Annotated in this window: 10 protein-coding genes; all 10 read left to right on the top strand. The window is 40.5% G+C overall.

The features are described from left to right. Window positions 1-434: 434 nt before the first annotated feature. Complete coding sequence (locus ACYVM0_RS00610) at window positions 435-584, top strand: hypothetical protein (protein ID WP_460550895.1); 150 nt, start codon at window positions 435-437, stop codon at window positions 582-584. Window positions 585-1,226: 642 nt separating this feature from the next. Continuing rightward, window positions 1,227-2,687: a glycoside hydrolase family protein gene (locus ACYVM0_RS00615; RefSeq protein ID WP_460550898.1), complete on the top strand. Its 1,461-nt coding sequence runs from the start codon at window positions 1,227-1,229 to the stop codon at window positions 2,685-2,687. A 10-nt stretch (window positions 2,688-2,697) separates the two neighbouring features. Further along, the gene (locus tag ACYVM0_RS00620) at window positions 2,698-4,224 is read left to right on the top strand and encodes a glycosyl hydrolase family 28 protein (protein WP_460550901.1); all 1,527 of its coding nucleotides are present in this window, start codon (window positions 2,698-2,700) and stop codon (window positions 4,222-4,224) included. Between the two features lie 96 nt (window positions 4,225-4,320). Further along, entirely contained in the window at window positions 4,321-6,795 is a 2,475-nt protein-coding gene (locus tag ACYVM0_RS00625) for a glycosyl hydrolase 115 family protein (protein ID WP_460550904.1), read from the top strand. A 3-nt stretch (window positions 6,796-6,798) separates the two neighbouring features. After that, window positions 6,799-9,654, top strand: a complete 2,856-nt coding sequence (locus ACYVM0_RS00630) for a glycoside hydrolase family 2 protein (protein ID WP_460550907.1) — start codon at window positions 6,799-6,801, stop codon at window positions 9,652-9,654. Between the two features lie 20 nt (window positions 9,655-9,674). Next, entirely contained in the window at window positions 9,675-10,160 is a 486-nt protein-coding gene (locus ACYVM0_RS00635) for a protein-tyrosine phosphatase family protein (protein ID WP_460550910.1), read from the top strand. Between the two features lie 28 nt (window positions 10,161-10,188). Continuing rightward, window positions 10,189-11,433, top strand: coding sequence for a glycoside hydrolase family 88/105 protein (locus ACYVM0_RS00640; RefSeq protein ID WP_460550913.1), 1,245 nt, complete (start codon window positions 10,189-10,191; stop codon window positions 11,431-11,433). A gap of 49 nt (window positions 11,434-11,482) precedes the next feature. Beyond that, window positions 11,483-12,076 carry a sigma-70 family RNA polymerase sigma factor gene (locus tag ACYVM0_RS00645; protein ID WP_460550916.1) on the top strand — a complete coding sequence of 198 codons (594 nt, stop codon included), beginning with the start codon at window positions 11,483-11,485 and terminating at the stop codon, window positions 12,074-12,076. A 104-nt stretch (window positions 12,077-12,180) separates the two neighbouring features. Next, window positions 12,181-13,293: a FecR family protein gene (locus ACYVM0_RS00650; protein ID WP_460550919.1), complete on the top strand. Its 1,113-nt coding sequence runs from the start codon at window positions 12,181-12,183 to the stop codon at window positions 13,291-13,293. 173 nt (window positions 13,294-13,466) lie between these two features. Beyond that, on the top strand, window positions 13,467-16,787 hold the full coding sequence (locus tag ACYVM0_RS00655) for a TonB-dependent receptor (protein WP_460550922.1): 3,321 nt from the start codon (window positions 13,467-13,469) through the stop codon (window positions 16,785-16,787). Window positions 16,788-16,795: the final 8 nt, after the last annotated feature.

Consider the following 16,795-nt stretch of genomic DNA (forward strand, 5'->3'; position numbering starts at 1 on the left):
TGTGGCAGAAAGGAGCACCTGTCGTTCCTATGGAACGGTGTAACAGCTTTATTGCTGTTGTTATCTACCTGTTTTTTCCAACGGAACAAATTGCAGGAGTGATTATGAGATTGAAGCTGGCATTTACATTTAAAGATCCGGAATGATGTGGTAGAAAGGAGCACCTGTCGTTCCTATGGAACGATGTAACAGCTTTATTGCTGTTGTTACCTACCTGTTGATCCTGACGGAACAAATTGCGAGAGTGATCGTGAGATTGAAGCTGGCGTTTACATTTAAAGAACCGGAATGATGTGGTAGAAAGGAGCACCTGTCGTTCCTACGGAACGGTGCAACAGCTTTATTGCTGTTGTTACCTACCTGTTGTTCCTGACGGAACAAATTGCAAGAGTGATTATGAGGCTGAAAGTAGCATTTACATTTAAAGAACCGGAATGATGGGGCAGAAAGGAGTACCTGTCGTTCCTATGGAACGGAGCAGCAGCTTTATTGCTGTTGTTACCTACCTGTTGTTCCTGAGGGAACAAATTGCAGGAGTGATTATGAGGCTGAAAGTGGCATTTACATTTAAAGAACCGGAATGATGGGACAGAAAGGAGCATCTGTTGTTCCTATGGAACGGTGCAACAGCTTTATTGCTGTTGTTATCTACCTGTTTTTTCCAACGGAACAAATTGCAGGAGTGATTATGAGGCTGAAGCTGGCATTTACATTTAAAGATCCGGAATGATGTGGTAGAAAGGAGTACCTGTCTTTCCTACGGAACGGTATAGCAGTTTTAATACTGTTGTTACAAACTTGTCGATCCTGACGGAACAGAAAGACTGCTTTATCTAACGTGTAAACACAATAATGAAATGGTTTTATGGTTGGCTTTTTAGGATTATTGATTGCTGTAGTGATATGGAATCTTAATTAATAAGGAGATTAAAGCCTGCAATAAATCATTGGCATATTTTTATCAACGTCACTATCGTGGATACAATAAAATATCATATAATAATAATGGGAAAAGGTAGTGTTATTTAAGAAGGGGATTCCGGGAGCTATTCGTTCCATCGGAACGCCAGGCGGGTAGAAAAGAATTGAAGAGCGAACAACCGTTCCGTAGGAACGAAAGGTGCTCTGGCAGTAGCCTCACAGCAGAAGAGTGTTTCCTCGTCGGTACAGCACAGGACAATCCCTCATCTGTAACAAGATACATTTACAGTAACATTCATTGCTGTATGACGAATTTCTGCACACCTGTTTTGCGTTTTCCAGAATTTAAAAATAAGTGGCCGGATGAATTGATTAAACCGGTTTCCTGCTTATTATGGATATGTCTTTTTATATTCAACGCATTTGCATTAACGGCACAACAACAAAATGCTATTTACTCCGGTATACCGTGGTTTGATAACAAAGGGAATACAGTGAGTGCACACGGTGCTAATATTGTAAAAGAAAAAGGAACATATTACCTCTTTGGCGAACGCCATGAAGATGGAACCAATGCCTTTGCCGGCTTTAATTGCTATTCATCAAAAGACCTGTACAACTGGACATTTGAAACCATTGCATTACCGGTTCAGCAAAGCGGCAAGCTGGGGCCAAACCGTTTGGGAGAAAGAGCGAAAGTAATGCGTTGCCCTGCAACGGGCGAATATATCATGTATATGCATGCAGATACACTAGGGTATAAAGACCAGTTTACCGGTTATGCTACTGCTAAAAAAATCACAGGGCCTTATACATTTAAAGGTCCATTGTTGTTTAATGGTAAACCGATTAAAAAATGGGATATGGGTACATTCCAGGACAAGGATGGAAGTGGTTACCTATTGCTGCATGGGGGAGATATTTATAAACTGAATGATGATTATAAAAGTATTGGGGAGCAGGTAAATAAAGCTTTTGAAAAAGGTTTTGAATCACCGGCGATTTTTAAAAAAGATAGCCTCTATTATTTTTTGGGGTCCGACCTTACCGGATGGGAGCGCAACGATAATTATTATTTTACTGCTACTTCATTAAAAGGCCCATGGACCAGGCGTGGTTTTTTTGCACCGCCGGGTACACTAACCTGGAACGCACAAACAACATTTGTACTGCCGATACAAGGAACAAAAGAAACAACCTTTATGTTTATGGGCGACCGATGGTCTTTTCCTAAACAGGCAAGTGCGGCAACCTATATCTGGCAACCGCTGACTATTTCAGCGTACGATATTTCTATCCCCGAATACAAAGAGGCATGGACAATAGACCTGATAACAGGGGTGGCATCAGCAGCAATCATAAAAGGAAAAGAAATCAAAGCAACCGATATGCAAATTGATTTTTCAGGTAACTGGCAGTCCGATACTTTAGCTGTAAAAAGCTCCGGTACTAAAGGTGATGCATTTACTTTTACTGCAAAAGGAACGCAGGTTGGCATTTATGGATTGGCCCGGTCAGATGGTGGCTATGCTAATGTTACCATACTCAACAGTAAGGGCAAAACAATGCTTACTTCTACAATAGATATGTATTCAAAATATCCAGCTGTATTGCTGAAGTTTCTAAGTCCGGTGTTTAAAAAAGATACCTATAGTATAACCGTTACTGTTACAGGCGAAAAATGGTGGTGGAAAGAAAAGTCAGGAAGGCTATCAGGCAGCAAAGGAAATTTTGTTTCGGTTGAAAAAATTGTTGTTAATGAATAAATAATTACAAATGAAAAAATACCAGTTTCTACTTGTTCTTACATTACTGATCACTGTTGATGTAGTAGCATTACCTCTCAACAAATACAAGCTCCTTATTGCGCCCGGCACAGTCACAGCAAATGGAGTTACCCTTTTATGGGATAAGCAATACAGTGCCGGGAATGTGGTGTATGAAATTTTGCTGAACGGAAAATTATCCGGTACTGCAACCCAAACCAATTTTACCATCAGTAACCTGTTGCCAAATACTTCATACACCGTTTCGCTCCGGGTAAAAAACGATAAGAGCGATGCCAGGCAATCATATATACTTAAATTTAAAACAGCGGGCAAAGGAAAAATATATAACATCCTGGATTACGGTGCTAAAGATGATACGGCATTTAAAAATACAACCGCTATACAAAAGGCGATCAATGCCTGTACTCCGGGAGGCACAGTATACATACCTAAAGGCACTTTTGTATCCGGTGCTTTGTATCTTAAAAGTAATATGACCTTATATATTGAAAAAGGTGCCACATTAAAAGGTGCGGTTGATGTGGAGGATTACCTGCCCATGTATTTAAATCGTTTTGAAGGATGGGAGTTAAAAACCTATGCCAGCCTGTTAAATGCCGGTACATTAAACCGTAATGGTTTGTACAATGTAAAAAATCTGCGTATAACCGGTGGCGGTACTATTTCAGGCGGCGGAAAAAAACTGGGTGGTGCCATGTGGACCACCGGAGGGGAAAGAAGCCGGGGCAGGCTGATCTGTTTGGTGAACTGCCAGGATGTATGTATCTCAAACCTTACCATTACCGAACCTCCCTGCTGGACGATCCATTATATCTACAGTGATAATATCACTTGTCATGATTTAAATATTATCACTTACGGTATCCGCAACGGCGATGGTATCGATCCGGATTCTTCTACTGATTCTTATATCTTCAATTGCAATTTTGATAACGGCGATGATTGTATTGCCATTAAATCCGGTAAAAATCCTGAAGGTTTTTATGTGGGTAAGCCTACAAAAAATGTGCGCATTACCGATTGCGACTTCATAAGAGGCCATGGTATTTCTATCGGCAGCGAAATGAGTGGTGGCGTAAGTGAGGTACTGGTGCAGGATTGTAAGGCTGGTGCATTGATCAACGGCATGCAGATAAAAGGCACCAAAGAACGCGGCGGGTATGTAAGAAATGTAACAGTTACTGATTGCCAATTGATGAAGATCACCGTTTTTTCAAAACTCAATTACAATAATGATGGCGAAGGAGCTCCCGAACCACCCATCTTTGAAAATTTTGTGTTCAGCAATATCGATCTGTCAAAAGCATCGGTGAAAGAAGCTGCCATTAATATCAATGGGTTTAAAGATCCTGCACACCGGTTGCGGAATGTAAGCTTCAGCAATATTCTATTGCCGGAAGGAGCTAAGGTTATTATTAATGATGCAGAGAAAGTGAAATTTACAGCCGTGAAATCGGCAGGGGGGGCAAAACCTGAATACGTGGTCGATGGCAGTACTGATATTATTTATTGATGAAAAATACGGCTGAATCAAGTAGTTATCCGCAGGATGCTTCAGGACGGATTAACTACCTTGCAGGCATAATTTACAACTTCTATAAACGATTGTATGTTGCAAAGATTCACTGTCTCCATAAGTTTTGTATTGCTATTGCTTTTTAACGGGCAAAGCCTGCAGGCGCAAACAAAAAATGGCATTGTTGTTTCCGGGCAAAATTCGCCGGCTTCATTTCCACTTTTTTCAAATACGGTAACGCCTTCTTTTTACTACGATGCAAAAGATGCTAAAGTGGTGCAGCTGGCCGCCACCGCATTTGCCAATGATATCAATCTCATTTCGGGTAAACAAATAAAATTGAATACCGGCAATACTGTTACTGAGGAATATGCCATCGTTGCAGGAACAATTGGCGAGTCATCCCTGATAGATGACCTGGTAAAGACAAAACATATTGATGTAACGGCAATAAAAAATAAATGGGAACAATTTTCTATCTCGGTTATCAATCAACCTTATGGTAAAGCAAAAAAAGTTGTAGTAATTGCCGGTAGTGATCGCCGGGGCACTGCTTTCGGTATTTTTCATTTATCAAGAACGATGGGCATTTCGCCTTTTGTATGGTGGGCAGATGTAGCACCTGAAAAAAAACAGGAACTATTTGTATCCGGCAATTATACTTCGCCTGCACCATCGGTACAATACCGCGGTATTTTTATTAATGATGAAGACTGGGGTATGCAACCCTGGGCCGCAAAAAATATGGACACCGATATCAAAGACATCGGCCCTAAAACCTATGCCCGTGTTTTTGAATTGTTACTGCGCTTAAAAGCCAACTATATCTGGCCGGCTATGCATCCCTGCACCAAAGCATTTTACTATTACAAGCAAAATCCCAAAGTAGCCGACGATTATGCCATTGTTGTGGGTGGCAGCCATTGCGAACCCATGCTGCGTAACAATGTATGCGAATGGGCAGAAACCTACGAAGAAGAATACAAGAAGAAACCGGGAGAATGGCGTTACGATGTAAACAAAGAGGAGATATACAAATATTGGGATGATCGCATTAAGGAAGCAGTGAACTATGAATCTGTTTTTACCGTAGGCATGCGTGGCGTGCATGATGGCAGCATGCCCGGCCCCAAAGACCCTGATGAAAAAGTAAAACTGCTAGAACAAATAATTGCAGACCAGAGAGCAATCTTACAAAACAATTTTAAAAAATCTCCTGATGCATTGCCGCAAATATTTGTGCCTTACAAAGAAGTATTGAGTTTATACAGAAGAGGCATGAAATTACCGGACGATGTCACCATCATCTGGCCCGATGATAATTATGGCTACATGCGCCAGCTGCCCAACGAAGATGAACAAAAAAGAAGTGGAGGCAACGGTGTGTATTATCATTTATCTTACTGGGGCAGCCCGGCAGATTATTTATGGCTGAGTAGCATTTCTCCTGCATTAATCGGTTATGAGATGAAAAAATCTTACGACTATGGCGCAAAAAAATTATGGGTATTTAATGTAGGTGATATCAAACCTGCGGAAATGGAAATGCAATTTGCCATGGATATGGGGTATGATATTACAACTTACAATGCCAAAGATCCTGATGCCTATATTAAAAAATGGGCTGTTGAAACCTTTGGAGAAAGAAATACCGCCGCTGTTACTGCAATTAAAAAACGCTATTACCAGCTGGCGGCATCCGGAAAGCCGGAACATTTGGGCATGCTTGGATTTTCAACAAAAGAAATATACGACCGCTTAAAAGAATATGAAGATCTCGGTTTTATGGTTGATACTTTTGTTGCAAACCTTAAAACCGGTTTGCAACCGGCCTTATTCGAACTGGTAACCTATCCTGCGGAAGCTGCAAGAATGCTGAATTATAAAATTCTTTACGAAAAGCTGGCTGCAATTGCTTTTAATGAAAACAGGATAGAAGAAGCAAAATCAAACCTGCAAACGGCAGTTGTAGCGTACCAGTCTATTGAAACTGCTACCGAGCGTTATAACCGGTTTATTGCCGGGGGTAAATGGAATGGTATGATGAGTTTTCACCCACGTGATCAAAAAGTATTTAATGCACCACCGGTATTTGATAGTTTGAAAAGTAAAACCGATTCGGTGCTGATTAAAAAACAAATCCAGGAAGCACAGCGTGTAAAAATACTTACCGCTAAAGAATTGTATGATAATAAAAATACAGTGAACTGCACACTCCTGCAGGGGCTGGGCATCAGCGGCGCAGCGCTTACGGGTAATGCCGGTGCAATAACTTACAAAATGCCGATGACATCGGGCAGTTATACCATCGTTGTAAAATGTGTGCCCACATTTGCCATGGAAAAAGAAAGATTGCTGAATTATACTATTGCTGTAAATAATGAAACTCCTCAAAACGTAAATGTAAATGCTGAGGCTGAAACAGGCACATGGAAAGAAAATGTGTTGAGAGGGTATTCGCAGGGCGCCAGCGTGCATGCCATAGCAAAAGACACGCCGGGTGTTATCTACATAAAATTGCAAAATAAAAACCTGGTGATCAGCCAGGTTGAAATTTATAAAAATTAAGAAATGAGAAAGTTTTTTTTTGGTCTGCTGCTTATTATAAATGGAATAGGGGTTCTTGCTCAAACCAAACAAATACAATACCTCTCCGGTACCGATACCAAACACACGGTGCAATGGGATTTTATGTGTACCGCAGGCCGCAACAGTGGCGTATGGAAAAAGATTGAAGTACCCAGCTGCTGGGAACAGCAGGGCTTTGGTAATTATAATTACGGCAGAGATTATAAAACCAACGGCAAAAATTTTCGCTTTTATGATGAGAAGGGTATGTATAAATATACTTTCAGAATTTCACCATCGTGGAAAGGGAAAAACATCAATATTGTTTTTGATGCCAGCATGACGGATACAGAAGTAAAGATCAACGGTAAACCAGCAGGCACTATACACCAGGGCGCTTTCTACAGGTTTAAATACGATATCACTTCATTGGTATATTTTGATAAACCGAATACACTGGAAGTTACCGTAAGTAAAATGAGCGCTGATGCCAGTGTGAATAATGCAGAACGTCTGGCAGACTATTGGGTGTTCGGCGGCATATTCCGACCGGTATTTTTAGAAGCAATGCCTAAACAATACATAGACTATGTAGCGATCAATGCACAGGCTGATGGAAAGTTTGCCATGCAGGTAAACCTGAATAATGCCATGCAGGGCCTCACTGTGGTAACCACTATTCTGGATGCGAATAAAAAAATAGTCAATACATCTTTTTCACTTCCCATTCATACCGTGTCGTCGGTAAATGTTTATGAACAGTTTAATGGTATTAAGCCCTGGACTTCAGAAACACCCAATCTCTACACCGCAAATGTTGTATTGCTGAATGCCGCAGGAAAAAAAATATACGAACTCAATGAAAAATTTGGTTTCCGTACCATTGAGATCCGTTATGGTATGGGCGTGTACATCAATGGTACACAGGTAAAATTTAAAGGCACTAACCGTCATTGCTTCTGGCCCGAAACTGCAAGGGCATTAAGTGATGATCAGCAATTGAATGATGCTTTATTGCTGAAAGAAATGAACATGAATGCAGTGCGTTGTTCGCATTATCCGCCTGACGAATATTTTTTAAAAGTTTGCGACAGCCTGGGTATTTATGTATTGGATGAACTGGCGGGATGGCAAAAAGCTTACTCAACAAAAGCAGGAGAACCGTTGGTAAAAGAGATGGTATTAAGAGATATGAATCATCCTTCGATAATTTTCTGGGATAATGGCAACGAAGGTGGTACCAACAAAGAACTGGATGATGATTTTGTACAATGGGATTTTCAAAAACGGCCGGTGATACATCCGCATCATCGCCCCGGCAATCAATTCAATGGCATTGATTGTAATCACTACGAAGATTATTACAGCACCCAAAAGATATTGAATGATTCATTGATCTACATGCCAACAGAATTCCTGCATTCGCAGGATGATGGCGGCGGTGGTGCTGCCATGGAAGATTTCTGGAACCTGCATTGGCGCTCACAAAAATCTGCCGGCGGTTTTATATGGGCCATGGTGGATGAAGCGGTTGTGCGTACTGATCTTAATAATGCAATTGATGCCAACGGGTTAAATGCCAATGATGGTATCATGGGGCCGCACAGGGAAAAGGAAGGCAGCTTTTATGCGCTGCGTGAAATTTTCTCTCCTATTAAATTAAACCTGCCTGTTGAGTTGCCCGCCAACTTTAACGGACAAATTGAACTGGATAATCGTTTTCATTTTACCAACGCTGATCAATGTACATTTTATTGGGCACTGGTAAATTTCAGTAAACCATTCGACAGGTTTGATGGTTATGTGGTGCAGCAAAAAGGAACGATAACAGCACCGGATATTGCACCCACAAAACAAGGCATATTACAACTGAACCTTCCCGCTGATTATAAAAATTATGATGCGCTGGTAATTGTAGCCAAAGATAATTTTGGTAAAGAATTGTATAAATGGACGAGTAAAATAAAAACCAATCAATCCATCATCAGCGATTTTGTAACGGTAAAAAATGATTCCGTTTCGCTGAAAGAAACCGATACCGTGTATATCATTAAGGGCGGAGATGTAAGCATCACGCTGGATAAAAAATCAGGCAACCTGGTTACTTCAAAAAATACCAGCAACGATTATGTATTGTCTTTTAACAACGGGCCGGTATTGGTAAAAGGCAATGCTGCAGTGGTAAGCAGCAAAGCCTACAAGGAAAATAACCAGCAGGTGGTGGAGTTTACTTACAGTGGCAACATGAAATATACCAAATGGAGTATCAATGCAAGCGGCTGGGTAACCCTGGATTATGAATACAATATCGAGGGTGATCAGCCTTTTTCGGGTATTACTTTCAGTTATCCTGAAAATTACATTTTAACCAACCGATGGTTAGGTAAAGGCCCGTACCGCCAATGGAAGAACCGTATGCAGGGCACAGAAATAAATGTATGGCAGAATATTTATAACGATACCAAAACCGGTTATGCGCCAAATGTATATCCCGAATTCAAGGGGTATTATGGAGAAGTGAACTGGATGGAATTAAGTACCGTGGAGGGCAAGTTTTATATTGCCAGTAAAGACAGTGGTTTGTTTGTACGCCTCTTTGATTTTTATGCATTGAGCAGTGCCACCAAACCTCATCCTGAGTTGCCGGCAGGCAATATTTCATTTTTAGATTGCATTCCGCCAATAGGCACTAAGCTGGCCACGGGCTTAACTACCAATACAAAAGTATACGGGCCGCAAAGCGAATTGAATCATTTAAGCGGTAATAAAAAACGCAGCTTGTATTTTTATTTTGGCATGCCCAAAACAAGCGATAGTAAGGAAACGTATAGCAGGCCTGCTGTGGATAATGTGTTTTAGTTTTTTGATAAATTAGTTTAATGCACACGAAGATCTATTGGTTACATCAGTTTAACAGTGGCGCTCAAATTGGTATTATGGCAAGGCCCCGGGGAAATGATTGGCTTGAAGGAGAAATTATCAATTTAAGAAACAATCACGTTGATATTGTGGTTTCACTGCTGGAAAGCGATGAAATGTATGAACTTGATCTTGCACACGAAGAAGAATTATGCATGGCCAATGATATGCTGTATATAAATTTTCCGGTTAAGGACAGAGATGTGCCCGGGCATGAGGGTGATACGGATAAATTGATTGCGCTGCTGACGAAGAAAATAAATGATGGCCTTTCAGTTGTTGTTCATTGCAGGATGGGGATTGGCCGTTCTTCAATAATTGCCGGGGCCATCCTTGTAAAATATAACTTAAAAGTAAACGATATCATAAGTTCAGTGATCAAAGTAAGAGGGGTGAATGTACCGGATACAGAAAAACAATTACAGTGGTTAAAGAACCGGGAATAAAATTTGCTATTCATTTAAAAGCTTGCATATGAAAAAATCAGTCTTGGTTTCTTGTCTTATTATTTTTTTGTGCCAATGCAGTTTTGCACAAACTAACTACGCCATCAAACTTGCCGAAACCATTATGAATACCTACAAAGATTCGATGGTAGTAAAAAAGTATGCCAGTCATTTACAACAGGACAAACAAATTGCCCCGGGGCAAACTGTAGAGCAGGCACAGCTAAACAGGCCGGCTGTGTGGAATTATGAAATGGGGGTAGTGTTGACCGGCTTTGAAAAATTAGCAGTATTGCAATCTGATAAAAAATACTACAGCTATACCAAAAATATAATCGATCATTTTATTACAGCGGATGGTGTGATAAGAACTTATGATATAGAAGAGTATAATTTAGATAATATTCCTTCGGGAAGGCAATTGCTGCATCTTTACCAAACTACCAGGGAGGAAAAATATAAAACAGCAGCCACTTCTTTATATAAACAATTGGCGTGGCAGCCACGCAATGCAATTGGCGGCTACTGGCATAAATTAAAATACCCCACACAAATGTGGCTGGATGGATTGTATATGGCAGAGCCATTTGCTGCCGAATATGCAGAGATGTTTAACGACACTAAAAAATTTGACGATATCGTTAACCAGTTTGTATGGATGGAAAAATACAGCAGGGATAACAAGACAGGTTTATTGTACCACGGCTGGGACGAAAGTAAGTTGCAACGCTGGTCCAACCCAAAAACAGGAGTATCGCCGGAATTCTGGAGCCGGGCCATGGGCTGGTATATGATGGCATTGGTGGATGTGCTGGATCAACTGCCGGCAAATTATAAACGCAGGAAAGAATTGATAGCTATTTTAAATCGGTTATCAACTGCAATAATAAAATTCCAGGATGCCAAAGAAGGTGTATGGTGGCAGGTAACCAATAAAGCCAACCAGGAATTGAATTACCTGGAATCTTCTTCATCAGCCATGTTTGTATATGCCTTATCAAAAGCAGTGAATAAAAATTATATCGGCAAAAGTTTTATACCGGCCATTACAAAAGCCTATAACGGAGTGATCAGCAATTTTGTAGTGGTAGATAAGGATGGCAGTGTGCATTACACCAAAGCTGTTGCAGGTGCAGGTTTGGGCGGTACGCCTTATCGTGACGGCAGTTATGATTATTATGTAAAAGAACCTAAACGTGACGATGACCTGAAAGCGATAGGGCCATTCATACAAGCCTGTATTGAATATGAATGGTTGATAAAAAAGAAATAAAAATCAATTATTTTATATTACTATTGTTATACCAAAACAAGTTTAGCAATTGCTGCAAAAGGAAAAAATAAGCGAACTGCAAAGTAAAATAGCTTTGTACGACGACATGAAAGCGTACCAGGCTTTATATGAAATGCTTTTCAGTAAATTGAAGAATTATTGTTTCTCCTACGTAAAATCTGATGAGGCTGCAGAAGAACTGGTATCAGATGTGTTTATAAAAATATGGCAGATCAGGAACCGCTTACCGGAAATTGAAAACCTGAAATTGTATTTATACACGATCGCCAAAAACTTTTCTCTTAACTACATCACTAAAAATTATAAGAACCCGGTAACAAGGCTGGAGGATATGGATATTGAACCGGTGATCAGTTTTGGCAACCCGGAGGAATTATGCATTTCTTCAGACATACTGCATAATATCCGTCAATGTATCCGTTCGCTGCCACCACAATGCCGGCTTATTTTTCAAATGGTAAAAGAAGACGGTTTTAGTTACAAAGAAGTAGCTACACATCTCAACATATCTGTGTTAACCGTACGCAACCAGGTATTTATTGCTACCCGTAAAATTGCTGAAAGTATACCGGGTTATATCTTATCAAATACCGGGGTATTTACAAAGTCTGCCAATTTATAATCTTCGTCCCTAGTCCTCGCCAAAGAAGAGGACGAAAAAATATTTTTTTTTCCTTTGGTACTTTCTTCCCCCGCCTCTTGTCTATAACAATATTAGCGTAATATATGAATGAAGAAAGAATATGGTTACTCCTGAGCTTGCAGCTTTCCCATGAAGCTACTCCCGAAGAAATAACCGAACTGGAAACTCTTTTGCAACAGTACCCTCAGCTGGATGTAAAGGCAAAGCAGATCAGCAATACCTGGCAATCTAAAAACGAAACACCTGCGCCGGGTACTATACAGGCTGCTTTTGATAAACATTTACAGCGCCTCAGCAACCAGCTCACCGCACCGGCATTGCAATTTGAGAATGTGGTAGCTGAAGAACTACCGTCTGAAGACAAAGTAATACCATTAAAAAATACCCGCCGTACATGGTACCGGATAGCAGCAGTTGCTGCCGCAGTAGCCATCATTTTGTTCAGCATCTTGCCAGGAGGTAACAAAATAAATAAGGCCGCAAAACCGGCCGAAAATACAGTGAGTACCAAAGCAGGTTCCAAATCAAAAATACAATTGCCCGATGGCACACAGGTGTGGCTGAATGCCGATAGCAAGATTGAATACAACGAAAATTTTAATGTAAGACTGCGAGAGGTAAAACTTACAGGCGAAGCATTCTTTGATGTGGTGAAAAATAAAGAAAAACCTTTTATCATTCACACTACACAGATGGATGTAAAGGTATTGGGTACGGCATTTAATGTGCGCTCGTACCCCGAGGAAGCCACTACTGAAACGGCATTGCTGAGGGGCGCTGTTGAAGTATCGCTGCATAATAACCCCGAAAAAAAATATTACCTGAAACCTAATGATAAACTGGTTTTAAATAACAATATCACCGCGGTTGCTGATAATGCAGCTGCACAACAGGACAGCGCTGATAAGCAACTGGTGAAAATGAAAAAGGTACACATCGACAAAAATGAGAATGATATTACTGAAACGATGTGGGTGAAAAATAAACTGGCCTTTGACAATGAATTGCTGGAAAAGATTTTGGCAGAAACAGAACGCTGGTATAATGTGGATATTGAATTGAAGAATGAAAAAGTAAAAAGTTTTCGCTTTACCAGTGTGTTCGAGAATAAACCACTTACCGATGTGTTAGAAGCCTTATGCCTTGCAGCGCACCTGCATTACCAGGTAAAAGGAGCCCATGTAACCATCTGGTAATTTATACGATACTTATTTTTTAACGATTGTAAACCCAACCTGAAATGCTTATGAGTAAATACCAATAACATAAAAAAGAAAACGGAGTATGTTGTAGCATGCCCCGTTTCTAAACTGCCCGGAACAAACGCTCTTGCAGGAGCGCTATTCACTAACAAATTCAAAACTAAGTTATGAAAAAAAACCGACGTAGCGTACTATGGTATGCCACCTCTCCAGTTGCCAAAACCTTGCTGATTATGAAATTTATTATTGTTTTAACCTGCGTCTTCACCTTCCAGTCTTTTGCAGGTAAACTGTATTCACAGGAAAAGATCTCCCTCAATCTCGAAAATGCTTCTTTAAAAAAAGTGTTTAAGATCATAGAAAGCCAGACCTCTTTCCGTTTTGTGTATAAGGATATTGATCTTTCTGCCTGTGATAAAGTAAGTATCAGGGTACAGGACCAAACAATAGAGAATGTGATCACTAAAGTACTGGCCAAAACTCCACTGGTGTATAAAGTAGTGGGAGATAATCTTGTGGTGATTGCAGATGAAACAGAAAAAAAATTATTGCCGGAAGAAGTGAAGGATATCATCATCACCGGTAAAATTGTAAACACTGCCGGCCAGCCAATGGTAAGGGTAAGTGTGGTGGAAAAAGGCACCACCAATGGTACCACCACAAAAGAAGATGGCAGCTTTTCTCTAAACGTGTCTGATAAAGATGCTGTTTTAGTGATCAGTTATGTGGGCTTTAAAGCGCAGGAAGTAGCTTTAAAAGGCCGTAATAATTTATCCATCGTATTAGAGGAAGACAGAAAAGCAATTGATGAAGTAGTGGTGGTGGGGTATGGTGCAAAAAAACGCAGTGATATCACAGGTGCCGTAAGTTCTGTGCCTAAAGAAAGATTGTCGCAATTACCTGTAACCAATATCTTACATGCTATTGAAGGTTCTGTTGCCGGTGTTAATATTACACAAACTTCTTCTGTGCCGGGTAGTTCAGCAGCGGTATTGATAAGAGGACAAAATTCAATTACCGCAGGTACCGGCCCTTTTATTGTGGTGGATGGTGTGCCCTTCAGTAAAACCGGTAGTGTTACCAATGATATCAATCCTAATGATATTGCTTCAATAGAAATTTTAAAAGATGCATCGGCTACAGCTATCTATGGGGTTAACGGTGCTAATGGTGTAATATTGATCACTACTAAAAGAGGCGTTACCGGTAAACCCGTTATCCGTTACAATGCCTATACCGGCTTTGATAATATTGCCCATATTTTAAAACCATTAAGTCCGCAGGATTATGTACAAAAATATGCCGACTGGTGGAAGCAGACCAATCCTACACAAACACAAACCAATATTTTACCTAATGCATATGAAATTGCCAATTATAATGCCGGTAAAACGGTAGACTGGATAAAAGAAACCACACAACAGGGAACGATACAGGATCATAATGTAAATGTATCCGGTGGCACAAAAGATGTACGGTATTATTTATCCGGCGAATATTTAAAACAACAGGGCCCGGTAAAAGGATATCAATACCACAGGGCAAGTGTACGTTCTAATTTAGATATCAATATTACTGACTATCTTTCTATTGGTACCTCATTATCTTATGCCAATAATAATTATGATGGCGGTCGTGCCAATTTTTACCTGGCTGCAGCCATGAGTCCTTATGGTACTGAATATAATTCAGCAGGGGGATATGAAATTTATCCGATGAATCCTGAATTGTTGTATGCTAATCCGTTGTTAGGATTAAATACCGACAGGGTAGACCGTAGTGGTAACCTGAATGGTAACGCCTACGCCGACCTGAAATTTAAAGGCGTGTTAAATGGTTTAAAATACCGCTTTAATGCAGGCTATACTTATGTTACCACCCGCCAGGGAGGTTATACCGGCAGAAATGCCAACAATACATTGGGCGGTGCCAGCGTTGCCAATTCAGAAACGGGGAACTATGTGGTGGAGAATATCCTCACCTACGAAAAAAATATCGGTGTACATCATATAGATTTCACAGGATTATACAGTTCGCAGCAAAGAAATTATTTTGCTACGGCATTTAATGCTACCGGTTTTATCAACGATGAATTATCGTTTAATAATTTTGGTGCCGGTGCAACACTCAGTGCAGCTACCATTTTTTCTCCCTATACCGGTTCTTACAGGGATAAATACAGCCTGGTATCACAAATGGGAAGAATTAACTATTCTTACAACAGCAAATACCTGTTAACAGTAACTGCAAGGCGTGATGGTTCTTCAGTAATGGGTGCCAATACTAATAAATATGGTTTATTCCCTTCTTTTGCTTTAGCATGGAATGCAGGCAAAGAAGAATTTATGCACAACCTAACGTTTATCGATAACCTGAAATTACGTACTTCTTATGGTAAGGCAGGTAATGAAGCAATTGGTGTTTACGGTACCATTACCACAGATGGGTCAGTACGCTTTCCGTTTGGCGGAGCCAGTACTATAGGTGTATTGGCCAGCAACCTGGGTAATGCCAATCTGCATTGGGAAACTTCAAAAACCTTTAATGCAGGTATAGATTTTGGTGTGCTGAATAACAGGATCAACGGGTCGATTGATATTTACAAAACCCAGACAGAAGGATTGCTGCTGAGGCGTAACCTGCCCATCATTACCGGTTACAGTTATGTGCTTGATAATTTAGGCGTAACCAGGAACAATGGTATTGAGATCACTTTAAATTCCACCAATCTTGTAGCGGGAGATTTTAAATGGCAAACCGGTATTGCTTTCTCTTCCAATAAAAACAGGATCGTTGACCTGTATGGCGATAAAAAAGATGACCTGGGTAACCGCTGGTTCATCGGGCAGCCTATTGGTGTGATCTACGATTATAAATTAGATGGCGTATGGCAGCCGGGTGAAGACCGTTCACAGGTGGACGCCAGCGCAAAAGACGGCGACCTGAAATTTGCAGATATCAATGGCGATAAAAAAATAACCGCAGATGATAAGATGATACTTGGACAAACTGCGCCCAAATGGATCGGTGGTTTTACCAATACCTTTCATTACAAAAACTTTCACCTGAGTATTTTTATTCAAACGGTACAAGGTGCCTTAAAAAATAATGTTACCCTTACTTATGCCGACGAAGCCGGCCGTATGAATATTCCGATAGATACCAAATACTGGACAGCAGAAAATAAAAACAACAGCCGTCCTTCCTTATCTTATTCTAATAGTAAAGGATATGGTTACCCGTCTGATAATAGTTATACCAGGATAAAAGATGTAACACTGAGCTATACATTTCCGCAGGAGATACTGAATAAGGCCAGGTTAGGTAGCCTTACCTTATACGCCAGCGGCAGAAACCTGTATACGTTCACCAACTGGATAGGATGGGACCCTGAAAATAATTATTCTTTCAGGGGCTCCGGCGACTGGACGAATAACTATCCGCTCACCCGTTCTATAGTATTCGGTGCAAACATCACACTTCGTTAATTGAACCA

The organism is Ferruginibacter profundus (assembly GCF_054783275.1).